The 14762-nt window shown below is 68.6% G+C and carries 19 protein-coding genes; 9 read left to right on the top strand and 10 right to left on the bottom strand.

Annotation, left to right across the window (positions count from 1 at the left end; translation table 11 throughout):
- Positions 1-13 precede the first annotated feature (13 nt).
- From secB to AC1RGU_RS00730, 3 genes are all read right to left on the bottom strand, one after another.
- Entirely contained in the window at positions 14-478 is a 465-nt protein-coding gene (gene secB, locus AC1RGU_RS00740; RefSeq protein WP_056578332.1) for a protein-export chaperone SecB, read from the bottom strand.
- Between the two features lie 128 nt (positions 479-606).
- On the bottom strand, positions 607-867 hold the full coding sequence (gene grxC / locus AC1RGU_RS00735) for a glutaredoxin 3 (RefSeq protein ID WP_062477087.1): 261 nt from the start codon (positions 865-867) through the stop codon (positions 607-609).
- Positions 868-887: 20 nt separating this feature from the next.
- On the bottom strand, positions 888-1271 hold the full coding sequence (locus AC1RGU_RS00730; RefSeq protein ID WP_370681259.1) for a rhodanese-like domain-containing protein: 384 nt from the start codon (positions 1269-1271) through the stop codon (positions 888-890).
- Positions 1272-1376: 105 nt separating this feature from the next.
- On the opposite strand from AC1RGU_RS00730, the gene gpmA reads away from it, so the two are divergent.
- The 3 genes from gpmA (at position 1377) to AC1RGU_RS00715 (ending at position 4533) form a co-directional block, all read left to right on the top strand.
- The gene (gene gpmA, locus AC1RGU_RS00725) at positions 1377-2120 is read left to right on the top strand and encodes a 2,3-diphosphoglycerate-dependent phosphoglycerate mutase (protein WP_013543140.1); all 744 of its coding nucleotides are present in this window, start codon (positions 1377-1379) and stop codon (positions 2118-2120) included.
- A gap of 123 nt (positions 2121-2243) precedes the next feature.
- Positions 2244-3686, top strand: coding sequence for a S41 family peptidase (locus tag AC1RGU_RS00720; RefSeq protein ID WP_062477129.1), 1443 nt, complete (start codon positions 2244-2246; stop codon positions 3684-3686).
- Positions 3687-3768: 82 nt separating this feature from the next.
- Complete coding sequence (locus AC1RGU_RS00715; RefSeq protein WP_492694079.1) at positions 3769-4533, top strand: HesA/MoeB/ThiF family protein; 765 nt, start codon at positions 3769-3771, stop codon at positions 4531-4533.
- Positions 4534-4561: 28 nt separating this feature from the next.
- Here AC1RGU_RS00715 and AC1RGU_RS00710 read toward each other — a convergent pair whose 3' ends face one another.
- A complete protein-coding gene (locus AC1RGU_RS00710; RefSeq protein WP_492694077.1) occupies positions 4562-6583 on the bottom strand; it encodes an AsmA family protein in 2022 nt (673 codons plus the stop codon).
- A gap of 257 nt (positions 6584-6840) precedes the next feature.
- Here AC1RGU_RS00710 and AC1RGU_RS00705 point away from each other — a divergent pair, with 257 nt between their 5' ends.
- Positions 6841-7245 carry a response regulator gene (locus tag AC1RGU_RS00705; RefSeq protein ID WP_095743933.1) on the top strand — a complete coding sequence of 135 codons (405 nt, stop codon included), beginning with the start codon at positions 6841-6843 and terminating at the stop codon, positions 7243-7245.
- Between the two features lie 7 nt (positions 7246-7252).
- On the opposite strand, the gene AC1RGU_RS00700 is transcribed toward AC1RGU_RS00705, so the two are convergent.
- The gene (locus tag AC1RGU_RS00700; protein WP_007837167.1) at positions 7253-7885 is read right to left on the bottom strand and encodes a response regulator; all 633 of its coding nucleotides are present in this window, start codon (positions 7883-7885) and stop codon (positions 7253-7255) included.
- A 130-nt stretch (positions 7886-8015) separates the two neighbouring features.
- Between AC1RGU_RS00700 and AC1RGU_RS00695 the strand changes: the two genes are divergently transcribed.
- From AC1RGU_RS00695 to AC1RGU_RS00675, 5 genes are all read left to right on the top strand, one after another.
- The gene (locus AC1RGU_RS00695) at positions 8016-9386 is read left to right on the top strand and encodes a CHASE3 domain-containing protein (protein ID WP_070063585.1); all 1371 of its coding nucleotides are present in this window, start codon (positions 8016-8018) and stop codon (positions 9384-9386) included.
- Between the two features lie 204 nt (positions 9387-9590).
- Positions 9591-9755, top strand: coding sequence for a DUF1328 domain-containing protein (locus AC1RGU_RS00690; RefSeq protein ID WP_070063586.1), 165 nt, complete (start codon positions 9591-9593; stop codon positions 9753-9755).
- Positions 9756-9809: 54 nt separating this feature from the next.
- A complete protein-coding gene (locus AC1RGU_RS00685) occupies positions 9810-10184 on the top strand; it encodes a hypothetical protein (protein WP_062477074.1) in 375 nt (124 codons plus the stop codon).
- Positions 10185-10329: 145 nt separating this feature from the next.
- Entirely contained in the window at positions 10330-10617 is a 288-nt protein-coding gene (locus tag AC1RGU_RS00680; protein WP_492694075.1) for a hypothetical protein, read from the top strand.
- Positions 10604-11116 carry a hypothetical protein gene (locus tag AC1RGU_RS00675; RefSeq protein ID WP_492694073.1) on the top strand — a complete coding sequence of 171 codons (513 nt, stop codon included), beginning with the start codon at positions 10604-10606 and terminating at the stop codon, positions 11114-11116. Before AC1RGU_RS00680 ends, AC1RGU_RS00675 begins: the two co-directional genes overlap by 14 nt.
- A gap of 80 nt (positions 11117-11196) precedes the next feature.
- Here the strand turns inward: AC1RGU_RS00675 and AC1RGU_RS00670 are convergent, their stop codons facing one another.
- The 5 genes from AC1RGU_RS00670 to folE all read right to left on the bottom strand — a co-directional run bounded on the left by AC1RGU_RS00670 (position 11197) and on the right by folE (position 14754).
- Positions 11197-11691 carry a BON domain-containing protein gene (locus tag AC1RGU_RS00670; RefSeq protein ID WP_062477068.1) on the bottom strand — a complete coding sequence of 165 codons (495 nt, stop codon included), beginning with the start codon at positions 11689-11691 and terminating at the stop codon, positions 11197-11199.
- Between the two features lie 136 nt (positions 11692-11827).
- Positions 11828-12685 (bottom strand): DUF429 domain-containing protein, encoded by an 858-nt coding sequence (locus AC1RGU_RS00665; protein WP_492694071.1) that lies wholly within the window; start codon positions 12683-12685, stop codon positions 11828-11830.
- 13 nt (positions 12686-12698) lie between these two features.
- Positions 12699-13580, bottom strand: coding sequence for an EamA family transporter (locus AC1RGU_RS00660; protein ID WP_492694069.1), 882 nt, complete (start codon positions 13578-13580; stop codon positions 12699-12701).
- 16 nt (positions 13581-13596) lie between these two features.
- Positions 13597-14019, bottom strand: a complete 423-nt coding sequence (locus AC1RGU_RS00655) for a BLUF domain-containing protein (protein WP_062477059.1) — start codon at positions 14017-14019, stop codon at positions 13597-13599.
- A 3-nt stretch (positions 14020-14022) separates the two neighbouring features.
- The gene (gene folE, locus AC1RGU_RS00650) at positions 14023-14754 is read right to left on the bottom strand and encodes a GTP cyclohydrolase I (RefSeq protein ID WP_062477056.1); all 732 of its coding nucleotides are present in this window, start codon (positions 14752-14754) and stop codon (positions 14023-14025) included.
- Positions 14755-14762: the final 8 nt, after the last annotated feature.

The raw sequence follows: 14762 nt of genomic DNA, 5'->3' as shown, positions 1-14762 counted from the left end.
TCGTGCGGCCGGTTTACTGGGCCAGGGTGGGGGCAGCCTGGCCGGCGGCCTGGGCTTGCTGCTGCTCGTACATGGCCTGGAAGTTGATTTCGGCCAGGTGCACGGGCGGGAAGCCGCCACGCTGGATCACGTCGGCCACGTTGCCGCGCAGGTAGGGGTAGACGATCTGCGGGCAGGCGATGCCCAGGATCGGGCCCATCTGGTCTTCCGGCAGGTTGCGGATCTCGAAGATGCCGGCTTGCTTGGCTTCGACCAGGAACACGGTGCGGTCTTCGATCTTGGTCTGCACGGTGGCCGACACGGTGATCTCGAAGATGCCGTCGGCCACGGGCTGGGCGTCCACGCCGAGCTGGATGTCGACGGTGGGCTGCGTCTGCTCCAGCAGGATCGCGGGCGAGTTGGGTTGTTCGAGCGACAGGTCCTTGAGGTAGACGCGCTGGATCTGGAACACGGGATCTTGGGCTTGCTGGTCGGCCATGGCTGAACTTTCGAGGATCAAAACAATGCCCGCCGGGGAGAGGGTCCCGCAGCGGGCTGCAGATGAGGGAACAAACGATTATCGCCCGACGGCCCGCGCACTTTCGTGACGCCCGGCCGCGCGGAGCTTCAGGCGCCTTGCAGCAGCGGGACCAGGCCGCCGCGGCTGTCCAGGGCCATGAGGTCGTCGCAGCCGCCCACGTGGGTATCGCCGATGAAGATCTGCGGCACCGTGCGGCGCTGGGTGATCTCCATCATGGTGGTGCGGGCTTGCGGATCGGTGTCGATGCGGATCTCTTCGATCTGCTCGACGCCCTTGGCCTTGAGGATCTGCTTTGCACGCGTGCAGTACGGGCAGACGGCGGTGGTGTACATCTTGACGGCTTGCATGCGCTCTACCTTGGGAACAATCAGGCTTTTTCAACCGGCAGGTTAGCCTCTTTCCAGGCCTTCAGCCCGCCGGCCACCGCTTGGGCCTGCTCGTAGCCGAGCTTCTTGGCCGTGGCCACGGCGCGCTGGGCGCGGGCGCCGGTGGCGCACACCAGCAGCAGCGGCACGTTCTTGTTCTTGACCGTGCTGGCCAGCTTCTCGTCCAGCAGGTTCAGGGGCACGTTCTTGGCGCCGATCATGTGGCCGGTCGCGAATTCTTCGGGTTCGCGCACGTCGACCAGCACCGCGCGTTCGCGGTTGATGAGCTGCACGGCGCCCTGGGCCGTGAGCGTGCCGCCGCCCGCACCCCGGAGCATCGGCCAGGCCAGCATGCCGCCCGAGGTGAGCGCCATCAGGATCAGCATCCAGTTCGCGGTGACGAATTCGATCAATTTCACGGGGGTTCCTTGGATGGCAAACCCGGGATTTTAGAATGCTGGTTTTCCCACGCGCTGCCAAAGGCCTCCGACATGCACAAACTGGTACTGATCCGCCACGGCGAATCGACCTGGAACCTCGAAAACCGCTTCACCGGCTGGACCGACGTCGACCTGACCGAAACCGGCGTCGAGCAGGCCAAGCAGGCCGGCCGGCTGCTCAAGGCCGAGGGCTACGACTTCGACGTGGCCTACACCAGCGTGCTCAAGCGCGCCACCCGCACCCTCTGGCACACGCTCGACGAACTCGACCGCACCTGGCTGCCCGTGGTGCACTCCTGGCGCCTCAACGAACGCCACTACGGCGGCCTGCAGGGCCTGAACAAGGCCGAAACGGCCAAGAAGTACGGCGACGAGCAGGTGCTGGTCTGGCGCCGCAGCTACAGCACCCCGCCGCCGCCGCTGGAAGCCGACGACCCGCGCAGCGAGCGCTCCGACGTGCGCTACGCCAAGCTGTCGCCCGAGCAGATCCCGCTGACCGAATGCCTGAAGGACACGGTGGCGCGCGTGCTGCCGTTCTGGAACGAATCGATGGCCCCGGCCATCCGCACCGGTCGCCGCCTGGTCGTGGCCGCGCACGGCAACTCGATCCGCGCGCTGGTGAAGTACCTGGACGGCATCTCGGACGACGCCATCGTCGGCCTGAACATCCCGAACGGCATCCCGCTCGTGTACGAGCTGGACGACGACCTCAAGCCCCTGCGCCACTACTACCTGGGCGATGCCGCGGCCGCCGAAAAGGCCGCCGCCGCGGTGGCTTCGCAGGGCAAGGGCTGAAGACGTAAGCAAAAGAAGAAAACCCCGCCTGCCGGTTCCTCCGTGGAACCCCGGCAGGCAATTTGCTTCCAAGCTGTGTATATTGGTTCGACAGCCGTCGACATACAGGACATTTCACTCATGATGGGCCAGAAACTGAAGATCACCGGCTGGGTCGCCGCCGGCGCCGTTGCTGGCGTCCTGACCACCGTCTCGCTGCAGACGGTCGCGCGGGGTTCGCTCGCGCCGCTCCCGCTCGAGGAGTTGCAGCAGCTCGCGGCCGTCTTCGGGATGGTCAAGAGCGACTATGTCGAGGCGGTCGACGAGAAGAAACTCATCTCGGACGCCATCTCGGGCATGGTCGCCGGGCTCGATCCGCACTCGCAGTACTTCGACAAGAAGTCCTTCAAGGAATTCCGCGAGGGCACCACGGGCCGCTTCGTCGGCGTGGGCATCGAGATCTCGCAGGAAGACGGCCTCATCAAGGTCGTCTCGCCCATCGAGGGCTCGCCGGCCTTCCGCGCCGGCCTGAAGCCGAACGACCTGATCACCAAGATCGACGACACCGCCGTGCGCGGCCTGTCGCTGAACGAAGCCGTCAAGCGCATGCGCGGCGAGGCCAACACCAAGGTGCTGCTGACCATCTTCCGCAAGGACGAGAGCCGCACCTTCCCGGTCACGATCACGCGCGAGGAAATCCGTACCCAGTCGGTGCGCGGCAAGATGATCGAGCCGGGCTACGGCTGGATCCGCCTGTCGCAATTCCAGGAGCGCACGGTCGACGACTTCGTCAAGAAGATCGAGGAGCTCTACAAGGAAGACCCGAACCTCAAGGGCCTGGTGCTCGACCTGCGCAACGACCCGGGCGGCCTGCTCGACGCGGCGGTGGCGGTGTCGGCGGCCTTCCTGCCCGAGAACGTCACGGTGGTCACCACCGACGGCCAGCTGGCCGAAAGCAAGTCGATCTACAAGGCGGCGCCCGAGTACTACCAGCGCCGTTCGGGCAGCGACCCGCTGCGCAACCTGCCGGCCGCGCTCAAGAACGTGCCGCTGGTGGTGCTGGTGAACGAAGGCTCGGCCTCGGCCAGTGAGATCGTGGCCGGCGCGCTGCAGGACCACAAGCGCGCCACCATCATGGGCAGCCAGACCTTCGGCAAGGGCTCGGTGCAGACCGTGCGCCCGCTCGGACCGGACACCGGCCTGAAGATCACCACCGCGCGCTACTACACGCCCAGCGGCACCTCGATCCAGGCCAAGGGCATCGTGCCCAACGTGCTGGTCGACGAAAGCGCCGAGGGCAGCCCCTTCGCCGCCCTGCGCATGCGCGAGGCCGACCTCGAGAAGCACCTGGCCAGCGGCCAGGGCCCCGAGGTGAAGGACCCCGAACGTGAAAAGGCCCGCGACGAAGCCCGCAAGCGCCTCGAGGAAGAAGCCAAGAAGCCGCCGCAGGACCGCAAGGTGCCCGAGTTCGGCACCGACAAGGACTTCCCGCTGGTGCAGGCGCTCAACCGCCTGAAGGGCCAACCGGTGCTCGTCAGCAAGACGCAGGTCATCGTCGACAACAAGGACGAGAAGAAGGAAAACTGATCCCGGCGAGCGAGCCGCACGCACCGTGCGGTTCGCGCCACCGGCGTTTTCCCCTCCCCCGCACAGGCCCAGGCAGGCGCGCATGGACGATCACGACCTGCTGCGCTATTCGCGGCACATCCTCCTCGAAGAATTCGGCATCGACGGCCAGGAACGCGTCAGTGCCGGGCGGGTGCTCGTCATCGGCGCCGGCGGGCTGGGCTCGCCGGTGGCCCTGTACCTCGCGGCAGCGGGGGTCGGCCACATCGTGCTGGTCGACGACGACGAGGTCGACCTCACCAACCTGCAGCGGCAGGTGGCCCACACCCAGGCGCGGGTGGGCCAGCCCAAGGTCGCATCGGCCGCGCAGGCCATGCGCGACATCAACCCCGACATCGCCATCGAGACCCACGCCGTGCGCGCCGACGAGGCGCTGCTGTCGCGGCTCGTGGCTGAGGCCGACGTGGTGGTCGACTGCTGCGACAACTTCGCCACCCGGCAGGCCGTGAACCGCGCCTGCGTGGCGCACGCCAAGCCGCTGGTGGCGGGCGCGGCGATCCGCTTCGACGGCCAGCTGAGCGTGTACGACACGCGCGACGCCGCCTGCCCCTGCTACGCCTGCCTGTTCCCGCCCGAGGCCAGCTTCGAGGAAACCCGCTGCGCGGTGCTCGGCGTGTTCGGCCCGGTGGTCGGCACCATCGGCACGCTGCAGGCCAGCGAGGCGCTCAAGCTGCTGGCCGGCATCGGGCCGTCGCTGGCGGGCAAGCTGCTGATGTTCGACGGGCGCAGCACCGACTTCGACACGCTGCGCGTCTCGCGCGACCCGCACTGCAGCGTCTGCGCGCAGCGGCCCCAGGCCGGCGCCTGAGCGCCCGCCTGCCCTCTTCTTTCTTTCGTTAAGGCTGGCGAGCCCCCTTGGCCCGCGCGGCACCGCGCGCGGCGGCCCCGGCCGTGGGCCGGTTCGCCAGCGCCAGCACGCCCGTGCAGTCGGCGTTCTCGCCGGGGCCGGTCTCGATGGTCGCGGCCAGTGCCAGCAGCGGGTTGATGGCGCCCAGCGCCAGCGCCGCCAGGCCGCGGCCGGCCAGCGGCCCGATCTCGACGCCGCCCTTGGGCGCGCCGAAGGTGCCGCTCACGACCAGCGGCGTGCGAAGCGACAGGAAGCTCGCGCTCTTGGGCTCGGGCCGGATCACGAAGTCCAGCGACTCGGTCGCGAGGTTGGCCTGGCCGGTGGCGGTGAAGACGGCGTTGGTGGTATCCAGCACCAGCGTGCGCCCGTTCATCACGCCCTTGTTCACGTCGAAGGCCAGCGCGGCGCAGCGCAACTCGACGTCGCGGTCGCCGCGCAGCAGGAACTTGAGGATGTCGCCGCCCACCAGCGTCGCGAACACGGGCATCAGGTTGCCGAACTGGCCGCGCCCCGACAGCACCGCCATGTCGCCCGACGCGCCGCCGAGCCAGCTGGCCACCGAATTGCCGGCGCCCGACAGGTTGATGCGCCCGTCGAGCCGGCCGACGCTGTTGCCCGAGTTCTCCAGCTTGGGAATGAGCCGCGCCAGCCGCAGGCCGCGCACGTCGAGCGAGGCGCGGATGTCGGCCGGCGTCTTCGTGGCGTCGATGCGGATCGCGCCCACGAGCTTGCCGTTGGCCACGCCCAGGTCGAGCGGGTCGAGCGACAGCACGCCGTCGCTGAGCTTGATCTTGGCGCTGCCGCGGTCCAGCGGCACCTCGCGCACGTTGCGGATGCGCTCGGCCGTGTAGGCCACATCGGCATTCATGGCGTGCAGCCGCCCGAAGTCGAACGGCGTGGTCGGCAGCACCTTGCCGCCGGGCGGGCGCTTGGGCTGGGCCGAGGCGACGGGCGCCACACCCTCCACCGCGTTGGCGGAACGCGCCGTGGGCGGCAGGCCGATCAGCGGGCCGAGGTCGTCCATGTCCATCACGCGCGAGCGCAGCGTGCCCGACAGGCGCGGCACCTTGCCGGCCTGGTCGAAGGCCATGTCGCCGCCGATGTCCGACAGGCCCAGCCGGCCGTTGAGCCCCGCGGCCTCCCAGAGCTTGCCGCGCTTGCGCAGGCCGCCGCTCAGCGCATAGGGCGGGGTCTGCGGCAGCACGATGCCCAGCAGCGGGTACAGCGCGCTCAGCGTCTGGCCCTTGATCTGGAACGTGGCGTCGATGCCGTCGAAGCCCGCGAGCTGGGCCACCGTGCCATTGGCCTTGAGCCGGGTCTGGCCGGCGGCGGCATTGATCTCGAGCGGGAACGGCGGCGCGCCCGCGGCGTTGATCTGCAGCACGTTGCCGGTGCGCCCGTCGGCCGTGAGCGGCTGGCCCTTGTAGCGGCCCTTGATGCGGTAGTGCAGCGGCAGCTCGCCGCGGTTGCTGTCGTAGTCCAGGTCGGCGTGCACGTCGACGCCCAGGTGCGTGGCCAGGAAGTCGACGGCGCCCTTGTCGACCTGGATCAGGCCGATGGTGGGCACGGTGCCGGTGTCGGAGGTGTCCTTGCCGAAGGCCCAGGTGCGGCGCCCGTCGGGCTCCATCTGCAGGCCGACGGTGGGCGCGGTCAGCGCCAGGCTCGGAATGACCACCCGCTTGTCGATCAGCGGCCACAGGCGGATCTCGAAGCTCGCGCGCTCGGCCTTCACCAGGTAGGGGTCGCGCGCCCAGTCGGGGTTGGCGAATTCGATGCCGTCGAAGTGGATGGTGGCGGCTTTCCAGCCCAGGTCCACGTCGAGCCGGCGGGTGATCTCGAACTTGCGCCCGGTCTTCTCGCTCACGAAGCGGTTGAGCGGCTCGCGCAGTGTGTCCCACGGGAAGAAGGCCACGAGGAGCGCGAACGCGGTCAGCAGGACGGCGACCAGCAGCACGAAGACCGCCAGCAGCTTCTGCCAGCGCGGCCGGGTGCGAAGGGATTGGGTTGCCATGGTCGATTCTTACCCGGATGCGCGCCCGAACCGGGTCGGCGGCGGGCCGCAGACCCCGTGCGGCTTGGCCTACGGGCGGGCGCGAGGCGGCGTGGAGACAGCCGCCTGCACATGCGTCAGAACCCGCCTACAACGCGCGGCCCTTGAACCCTGCATGATCCGCTGCGGGAAAGCCTCAATCTCCATGGGCAGGCTCTCTCCTCCGCAGGGCGCTTGGACACGAGCACCTGCCCACCTCAGAGGAAGCGCGGTTCGGCATGGATTCCAGATTGCAGACCTACGTTGTCGAAGACAACCCCACGATCCGTGAAAACCTCATCGGCACTCTGGAAGAGCTCACCTGCACCACGGTCGTGGGCTTTGCGGAAACCGAGCAGCACGCTCGCGACTGGCTGCGCGACCATGCCGACGAGTGGCACCTGGCCATCGTCGATCTCTTTCTCAAGCAGGGGAGTGGCCTGGGCATCCTTCAGGCCTGCCAGTCGCGCAAGCCCGGCCAGAAGGTGGTGGTGCTCAGCAACTATGCGACGCCCGACATCCGGCGCCGCTGCGCCGAGTTCGGGGTCGACGCGGTGTTCGACAAGTCGAACGAGATCGACGCACTGGTCGACTTCTGCATCCGCCAGGCCGCCGCGCTGCGGTCCGCACCCGGCGATGCCTAGGCGCGGCTCAATCGATGAGCTTGTTCTTCAGCGCGTAGTAGGTCAGGTCGCTGTTGGAGGACAGGTTCATCTTCTCCATCAGCCGCGTGCGGTAGGTGCTCACCGTCTTCACCGACAGCGACAGCGTCTTGGCGATGTCGCCGGCGGTCTCGCCCTTGGCCAGCTTCAGGAACACCTGGAACTCGCGCTCCGAGAGCTGCTCGTGCGGCGCGGCGTCGTCCTTGCGGTCGAGCTGGCGGGCCAGCAGTTCGGCCACGGCGGGGGTGATGTAGCGCCGGCCCAGCGAAATGGTGCGAATGGCGTTCACGATCTCGATCGGATCGCATTCCTTGTTGAGGTAGCCGCTGGCGCCCTGACGGATCAGGTTCATCGCGTAGTGCTCCTCGGGGTAGCCGCTGAGGATCAGGATGCCCACGTCCGGCGCCTTGGCGCGGATCATGGCGAGTGCATCGATACCGCTTTGTCCCGGCATGGAGAGATCCATCACCAGCACGTCCAGTTCGGTGGTGCGTACCAGCTCGATGGCTTCACGGCCGCTCGCTGCCTCGCCCGCCACGCGCAGGTCCACGTGCTCGGAGAAGAACTGCCGGAGGCCCGATCGCACGATGGCGTGGTCGTCCACAATTCCAATTTTGATCATCTGTTACTTTCGTCGTTGTGCCGCAGCTTTGGAAGCCGCAGCATGCCGGTCCCTGATTGTTATCAATTATTCACGAAGTTGCATTGAATGCGACCCTAAGGGTGTCATGCACTGGTTAGCCCCCCAAAAAATGGCCGTGAGCCTGTTGCTCGCGGCGCTGGCCGCACTGGCCCTCGTGGGCATCAACGAGGCAGGATACCGGCAATCGAGCCGCGCCCTGGCGGACATCGACGAGGCGCAGCAGATCCGCGGCACGCTCAACCAGATCCTGCAGAACATGCTGGACGCCGAAACCGGCCAGCGCGGCTTCCTGCTCACGGGTGAAGCCGCCTACCGCCAGCCCTACGACATCGCGGTCAAGCAGGTGGACGGCAACCTGGCCACGCTGCGCCAGCTGTACGCCGAACGCCCGGCCGAGCGCACCCAGCTGTCCGAGCTGTCCAAGCACGTGCTGCGCAAGATCGCCGAGATGGACATGAGCGTGCGGCTGCGCCACGAGGGCAACGAGGACGCCTGGAAGTTCGTCATGACCACCGACGTCGGCCGCGAGGAGATGGAAGCCATCCGCGCCACCGCCAACGAGCTGGTGAAGACCAGCAACGCGACGCTGCAGGCCGGCCAGCTGCAGGTGATGAAGTCGCTGCAGCTGGCGCGCGTCGGCACCGGCATCGTGGCGCTCGCGGCGCTGATCGCCTTCTTCCTGTACCTGCGCCAGACGCACGCGCTGCGCTCGGTAGGCGAGCGCCAGCAGGAGGCGCTGCAACGCGAACGCAACGCCTTAGAAGACGAGGTGCGCGAGCGCACCGCCTCGCTGGCCGAGCTCGCCACCCACCTGCAGGACGTGCGCGAGACCGAGCGCGGCTACCTGGCGCGCGAACTGCACGACGAGTTGGGCTCGCTGCTCACGGCCGCCAAGCTCGACGTGGCGCGGCTGAAGTCGCGCCTGGCCGACTCGCCCGACGCGATCCAGCGGCTGCAGCATCTGACCGAGCTGCTCAACAGCGGCATCGCGCTGAAGCGCCGCATCATCGAGGACCTGCGGCCTTCGTCGCTCTCCAACCTCGGGCTGGTCGCCTCGCTGGAAATCCTGGGGCGCGAGTTCGGGGAGCGCTCGGGGCTGGAGATCGAGATGGCGCTGGAACCGGTGACCATGGACGAGTCGCGCCAGCTCACGATCTACCGCATGGTGCAGGAGAGCCTGACCAACATCGGCAAGTACGCCGAGGCCAGCGAAGCCACCATCGTGCTGAAGAACTACGCCAACCACGTGATCGTGGAGGTGGCCGACAACGGCAAGGGCTTCGACGCGCAGCGCATGCGCCCGTCGACGCACGGCCTGGCGGGCATGCGCCACCGGGTCGAGGCAGCGCGCGGCAAGCTCACCATCACCTCGGCGCCCGGCCAGGGCACGCGGCTCACCGCGATGCTGCCGGTGGTGAAGCCGGCACCGCAGGCCGGCACGCCGGCGAGCCCCGACACCCCCGCGCCGCGCGGTGCCTGACGCAGGCGCTGGCATTTCTTCACGCCCCGGGCCTGCGGCGACTCGGTCGCCTCCTACGCACCCCCGCCCCGGTCGCTGACAGGGCCGATGCGGCCCTGCCCTTAAGGTGGGTCCTGTGTCATCCGGCACCGGGCCGCGTCTTCAGCGATGCGCCTGGATGCATGGTTTCAAACCACAAAGAGGGAAGCCTCGAAGGAGTTCCGCATGCTGCACTACGCCGTGGTATTTCTGGTCATCGCACTCATCGCTGCCGTGTTCGGCTTCGGTGGCATTGCCGCCAGCGCGGTGGGGATCGCCAAGGTCCTTTTCATCATCTTTGCCGTGCTCGCCATCGCCAGCTTCCTGGCCGGCTTGCTACGACGCAAGTAGCGTAGTTACGATCCATAGGCTCCCGCATTTCATCTTCCCGGAAAGGACTCTCCCATGAACACGACCAAGACCCCTTCGCAACTCGCCGACGACGTGCGCCAGACCGCCCAGGAAGCAGCCGAAACCACCCGCGCCTACGCTCAGAACGCGGTGAATGCGGCGGGCGAAAAGGTCCGCGAACTGCGCCGCGACGCCGAACCGGGTGTCGAGCAGTTGGCCGCACGCGTGCAGCAAGCCGTGCAGCGCGGCCTCGACGCCGCCTCGACCACCAGCGCCCGCGCGCACCGCCGCATCGAACAGGCCGCCGACGTGACCGGCCGCTACATCTCCGACCAGCCCGTGCGCTCGGTGCTGCTGGCCGCCGCTGCCGGCGCCGCCATCACGGCGCTGATCGTGCTGGCCAGCCGCCGCAACCGCGACGACTACTGATCCGTTGCATCGCCACTGACCGACCGACCCCGCCCGACCACCCTCGCACATGCTTCATCCGATCTTCTCGACGGTGCTCGGGCACCCGGAGCTCATTGCCGATCACATCGCCAACTACGCAGCCCTTGTCCGGCAGGAGAGTGCCGTGGCAGGACGCGGCCTGGTTGCCCGACTGGTCGCGGGCGTCCTGGCCGTGGCCACCGCCGTGCTCGCCCTCGGGCTGATCGGCGTGGCCGTGCTGCTCGGCGTGCTGCACGGCAGCTTCCACTGGGTGCTGGTGGCCGTGCCTGCCGTGGCGGTGGTGATCGCGGCGATCTGCACCTGGATCGCCACCCGCCCGAGTCCGAACTACGGCTTCGACGATCTGCGTGCCCAGCTGGCCGCGGACCTCGATGCGCTGCACGCCGCCGGAGCCCGCCATGAACAGCCATGACCCCCGCCGCCCTGCCGCACCGCAACTCACGCCGCAACAGCGGCTGGCCCTGTCGCGCCGCGCGCTCGTGCGGCAACTGAACGGCGGCGAGCCGGACGCACCGGCGCCCCATCGCGCCTTGGCTGCCGGTGACACCGACGACGATCTCGAATACGCACACACCGACGCGGGTGATGCGCCGCCCGCCTCGCCGGGGCGCCGCCACAACGTCTGGAGCGCGATGGCGCGCGGCGTGGTGCAGCGCTGGTGGCGCCGCCATCCCGCGCACGCGGCCGGCCAGCTGGCCCGCCCCCTGCTCGAACACTACGCCCGCACCGAGCCCGTCAAGCTCATGGCCGCCGCGGCCGCCACGGGCTCGCTGCTGGTGCTCGTGCGGCCCTGGCGGCTGCTCTCGGCCACGGCCGTGATCGCGGCGGTGCTCAAGACCTCCGACGTGGCCGATCTGGTCAACACGCTGCTGCAGAAGCCCGCGCGGCCATCGCGGCAAGACCCGCCCTGACGTCACGCCAACGCGTGGCATGCAGACAAGAAAAAGCCCGGACGAACCGGGCTTTTTGCTGGGCGCGGCGCAAGGGCCGGTCAGCCCTTCACTTCGAGCTGGTTGTTCACCGACTTCACGCCCTGCACGGCCTTGGCGATCTCCTCGGCACGCGACTTGGCGGCGGCCGTCGGTGCCGGGCCCTTGAGGCTCACGGCGCCGCCCTTGGTGTCGACGTCGATCTTGATCGCGCTCAGGTCCGGGTCCTTGGCCAGGCCGGCCGAGACCGAGGCGGTGATCGCGGCGTCGTCGACCGTGGCGGTCACGGCGGCGGTGGCGTCCTTGGCGGCTTCCTTCACATCGGCGGTGGCGCCGGCCATGCCGGTCTTGGCGTCGGCCGCGGCCTGTTCGGTCTTGGCCTTGGCATCGGAGGCCGCCTGCTCGGTCTTGGCGACGGCGCTGTCGAGCTTCTCACCGGCGGTCTGGTTGCCCGGCTTGTCGCAGGCGGCCAGGGTCAGCGCGGCGCCGGCGGCGAGCACGGCGAGCCAGGTGCGCGAGGTGGCAAAGGGAGCGAGGGAACGGTTCGACGTTGTCATGGGAAATCCTCCTGCGGTCGGAAATGGGTGCATGGACCGGCTTGGTCCACGCCAGTCAATCTAGTCCCCACCGCCCGCGCCCGGGTGTCGCCACAGGCCCGAAGCGCTGTAGGACAAGCAAGCGACGGCAGGCGGCTCAGGCGCTGACGATCCAGCCTTCGAGCGGGTCCACGGACGACGGCAATCCATAGCCCGGCCCCGGGCTGCCGGCGCGCTGGCGGGCCCAGGCGGCCTGCAGCAGGCACAGCACGGCATCGAGTTCATCGCCCTTGGCGTCGGCGCGCAGCCCGTCGCGCTGCGCGGCCGTGAGCTGGAGGCGCAGGCCGAGCCGCGTGCGCCCGGCTTCCAGCGCGGCCAGCAGGTCGGTGCGCGCGGCTTCCAGCGCGGCCAGCAGGTCGGTGCGCGCGGCTTCGCGCTCGGGCGACTGGCGCGCGAGGTCGTCGCTCTTGTAGCTGCGCCGGCCGATCAGCTCGCGGGCCAGCAGGCCGGGATACGCCTCCAGCGCGATGCGCTCCTTGTGGGTGCCTGTGTGCAGGCCCGGCAAGGTGGCGCCGGCGGCGAGCAGGCGCGGCACGCCGGCGTGCAGCATGTAGGCGACGGGCGGGTTCACCCACTTCATCGACGGGCTCGAGCCGGCCGGCGCATCGGTCGCACGGTGCGCGAACTTGCCGCCGACCGGACGCGCCGCGCAGAAGGCGGCGAAGGTGTCGCGGATCTCGGCGCGGCTCAGGCCGGCGTAGTGGGCGATCAGCGCGTCCCACGCGGTCGGCCACTGCAAGTGCTCGATCAATTCGCGCGGCAGGCCGAAGGGAAAGTCGAAACCGCCGACCCAGGCGGGCGTGCTGCTGTCGAGCCATTGGCCCCAGGCGTCGAGCGTGGCGAAACGGTGCAGGCCGGTCAGCGTGACGGCGTCCGGGCCGGCCATCTCACCGACGGCCACGACGATGGGCTTGCGGGCGGTCGGTGCGCTCGAGAAATCGCAGCCGAAGAGCATCGCCCGCCTTCGGTCAACCCAGTGCGAGCGCGATCACGCCGGCCGCGATGAACAGCGCACCCAGCAGCCGCAGCATGCGGTCGCCTTCGCGCAGCAGGTGCCCGCCGATCAGCGCGGCGAACAGCATCGACACCTCGCGCGCCGGCGCGACGTGCGAGATGGGCGCCTGCTGCACCGCGTACAGCACCAGCACGTACGAGACGGGGCTGATCGCCGCCACCAGCAGCGCGTACTTCCACTGGTCGCGCCACATGCGCGCGGTGGTCGCGCGGTCCTGCAGCGCGGCGGGCAGCAGCAGCACGAGGCGCACGAAGTTGCTCATGTAGTCGAGCAGGATCGGCGACATCGCGAGGAACTTGACGGCGTAGCTGTCGGTGACCGTGTAGGCCGCGATGAAGGCGCCGGTCAGCACGCCGTAGCGCATGCCCTTCTGTACGCGCTCGCGCTGCACCGGGTCATGCTTCTTGTGAAAGAGGCGCGGGCCGCCGGCCACCAGGAACACGCCGAGCACCACGCCGAAGATGCCGGCCACGCCGACGAGGCTGATCTTCTCGCCCAGGAACAGGATCGCGACCAGCGACGACAGCAGCGGCCCCGAGCCGCGCGCCAGCGGGTAGACCACCGTGAGGTCCGACTTGCGGTAGCCGCGCAGCAGCACGACGTAATAGAAGACGTGCAGCACGCCGCTCAGCACGATGAAGGCCCACTCCTTCGTGCCCCAGGTCGGCACGACGCTCCAGCCGAGCGTGATGCCCACGGGCGCCCACACCACGGCCATGAACACGCCGCTCTGGAACGCGAAGCGTGAATCGCCGTTCGCCTTCTTGGCGGCGATGTTCCAGCTGGCGTGGATGACGCCAGCCAGCAGGATCAGTGCGAACGCGGAAAGGGGCACCCCGGTCGAACCGGGATCAGTGGCGGCCGACGATGGCCGCGGTGGCCATCAGTTCTTCGAGCAGCGCGAGCGAGACCTTGCCCGAGACCTTGTAGGGGTCGAGTTCGGGCTTCTCGGAGTACTTCAGCAGCGTCGAGGCGTTGAGCTTGGAGAGGTTGACCTGCCCCATCGTCCAGCCGCCGAAGCGGCGCTCGGAGATTTCCTCGTAGTGCAGCAACACCACGTCCTTGTGGCGCGGATCGCGCTGGATGTGGCCGTAGAGATCGCTGATGGCGTCGCGCCCGCCCTCGATGGCCTGCAAGAAGGTGCCGGCGCCGTAGCAGAGGATGCCCGTGATGCCGCAGGCCGGGTTGTGCGTGCGCGATTTCGCGAGGATCGCCTCGATGGCCTCGGGGCTGGTATCGACGGCGCGACTGGCATAGAGAAGTCGGACCAGCATGGCTCAGCTCTTTCGTGGCAGGAGGGAGAGGAATTCGCGACGCAGGCTCGGGTCTTTCAGGAACACGCCGCGCATGACGGAGTTGATCATCTTGCTGTCCATTTCCTTCACGCCGCGCCAGGCCATGCAGAAGTGCTCGGCCTCCATGACCAGCGCCAGGCCGTCGGGCTGCGTCTTTTCCTGGATCAGGTCGGCCAGCTGCACCACGGCTTCTTCCTGGATCTGCGGACGGCCCATGACCCATTCGGCCAGGCGTGCGTACTTGGACAGGCCGATCACGTTGGTGTGCTCGTTGGGCATCACGCCGATCCAGAGCTTGCCGATGATCGGGCAGAAGTGGTGCGAGCAGGCGCTGCGCACGGTGATCGGGCCGACGATCATCAGCTCGTTCAGGTGCTCGGCGTTGGGGAACTCGGTGAGCGGAGGTGCCGGCACGTAGCGGCCGCGAAACACCTCGTTGAGGTACATCTTGGCCACGCGGCGCGCGGTGTTGTCGGTGTTGTGGTCGTTCTCGACGTCGATGACCAGGCTCTCGAGCACGCCCTTCATCTTGACCTCGACCTCGTCGAGCAGCGACTCCAGTTCGCCCGGCTGGATGAACTCGGCGATGTTGTCGTTGGCGTTGAAACGCTTGCGCGCTGCATTCAGTCGCTCGCGGATCTTGACGGAGACGGGGGTGCCCTCGTCATCGTCTTTTCGATCGGGAAGCGGTTCGACGTCGGTTTTCCTCAGCATGGCGGGGA

This window comes from Variovorax sp. GW823-FHT02B07 (assembly GCF_058797695.1).
The sequence above is the reverse complement of the archived record's forward strand: the minus strand, read 5'-3'. Positions and strand labels throughout refer to the sequence as shown.

Coding starts and splice junctions, on each gene's coding strand:
- secB (WP_056578332.1), bottom strand. CDS start 478: ATGGCCGACCAGCAAGCCCAAGATCCCGTGTTCCAGATCCAGCGCGTC.
- grxC (WP_062477087.1), bottom strand. CDS start 867: ATGCAAGCCGTCAAGATGTACACCACCGCCGTCTGCCCGTACTGCACG.
- AC1RGU_RS00730 (WP_370681259.1), bottom strand. CDS start 1,271: ATGCTGATCCTGATGGCGCTCACCTCGGGCGGCATGCTGGCCTGGCCG.
- gpmA (WP_013543140.1), top strand. CDS start 1,377: ATGCACAAACTGGTACTGATCCGCCACGGCGAATCGACCTGGAACCTC.
- AC1RGU_RS00720 (WP_062477129.1), top strand. CDS start 2,244: ATGGGCCAGAAACTGAAGATCACCGGCTGGGTCGCCGCCGGCGCCGTT.
- AC1RGU_RS00715 (WP_492694079.1), top strand. CDS start 3,769: ATGGACGATCACGACCTGCTGCGCTATTCGCGGCACATCCTCCTCGAA.
- AC1RGU_RS00710 (WP_492694077.1), bottom strand. CDS start 6,583: ATGGCAACCCAATCCCTTCGCACCCGGCCGCGCTGGCAGAAGCTGCTG.
- AC1RGU_RS00705 (WP_095743933.1), top strand. CDS start 6,841: ATGGATTCCAGATTGCAGACCTACGTTGTCGAAGACAACCCCACGATC.
- AC1RGU_RS00700 (WP_007837167.1), bottom strand. CDS start 7,885: ATGATCAAAATTGGAATTGTGGACGACCACGCCATCGTGCGATCGGGC.
- AC1RGU_RS00695 (WP_070063585.1), top strand. CDS start 8,016: ATGGCCGTGAGCCTGTTGCTCGCGGCGCTGGCCGCACTGGCCCTCGTG.
- AC1RGU_RS00690 (WP_070063586.1), top strand. CDS start 9,591: ATGCTGCACTACGCCGTGGTATTTCTGGTCATCGCACTCATCGCTGCC.
- AC1RGU_RS00685 (WP_062477074.1), top strand. CDS start 9,810: ATGAACACGACCAAGACCCCTTCGCAACTCGCCGACGACGTGCGCCAG.
- AC1RGU_RS00675 (WP_492694073.1), top strand. CDS start 10,604: ATGAACAGCCATGACCCCCGCCGCCCTGCCGCACCGCAACTCACGCCG.
- AC1RGU_RS00670 (WP_062477068.1), bottom strand. CDS start 11,691: ATGACAACGTCGAACCGTTCCCTCGCTCCCTTTGCCACCTCGCGCACC.
- AC1RGU_RS00665 (WP_492694071.1), bottom strand. CDS start 12,685: ATGCTCTTCGGCTGCGATTTCTCGAGCGCACCGACCGCCCGCAAGCCC.
- AC1RGU_RS00655 (WP_062477059.1), bottom strand. CDS start 14,019: ATGCTGGTCCGACTTCTCTATGCCAGTCGCGCCGTCGATACCAGCCCC.
- folE (WP_062477056.1), bottom strand. CDS start 14,754: ATGCTGAGGAAAACCGACGTCGAACCGCTTCCCGATCGAAAAGACGAT.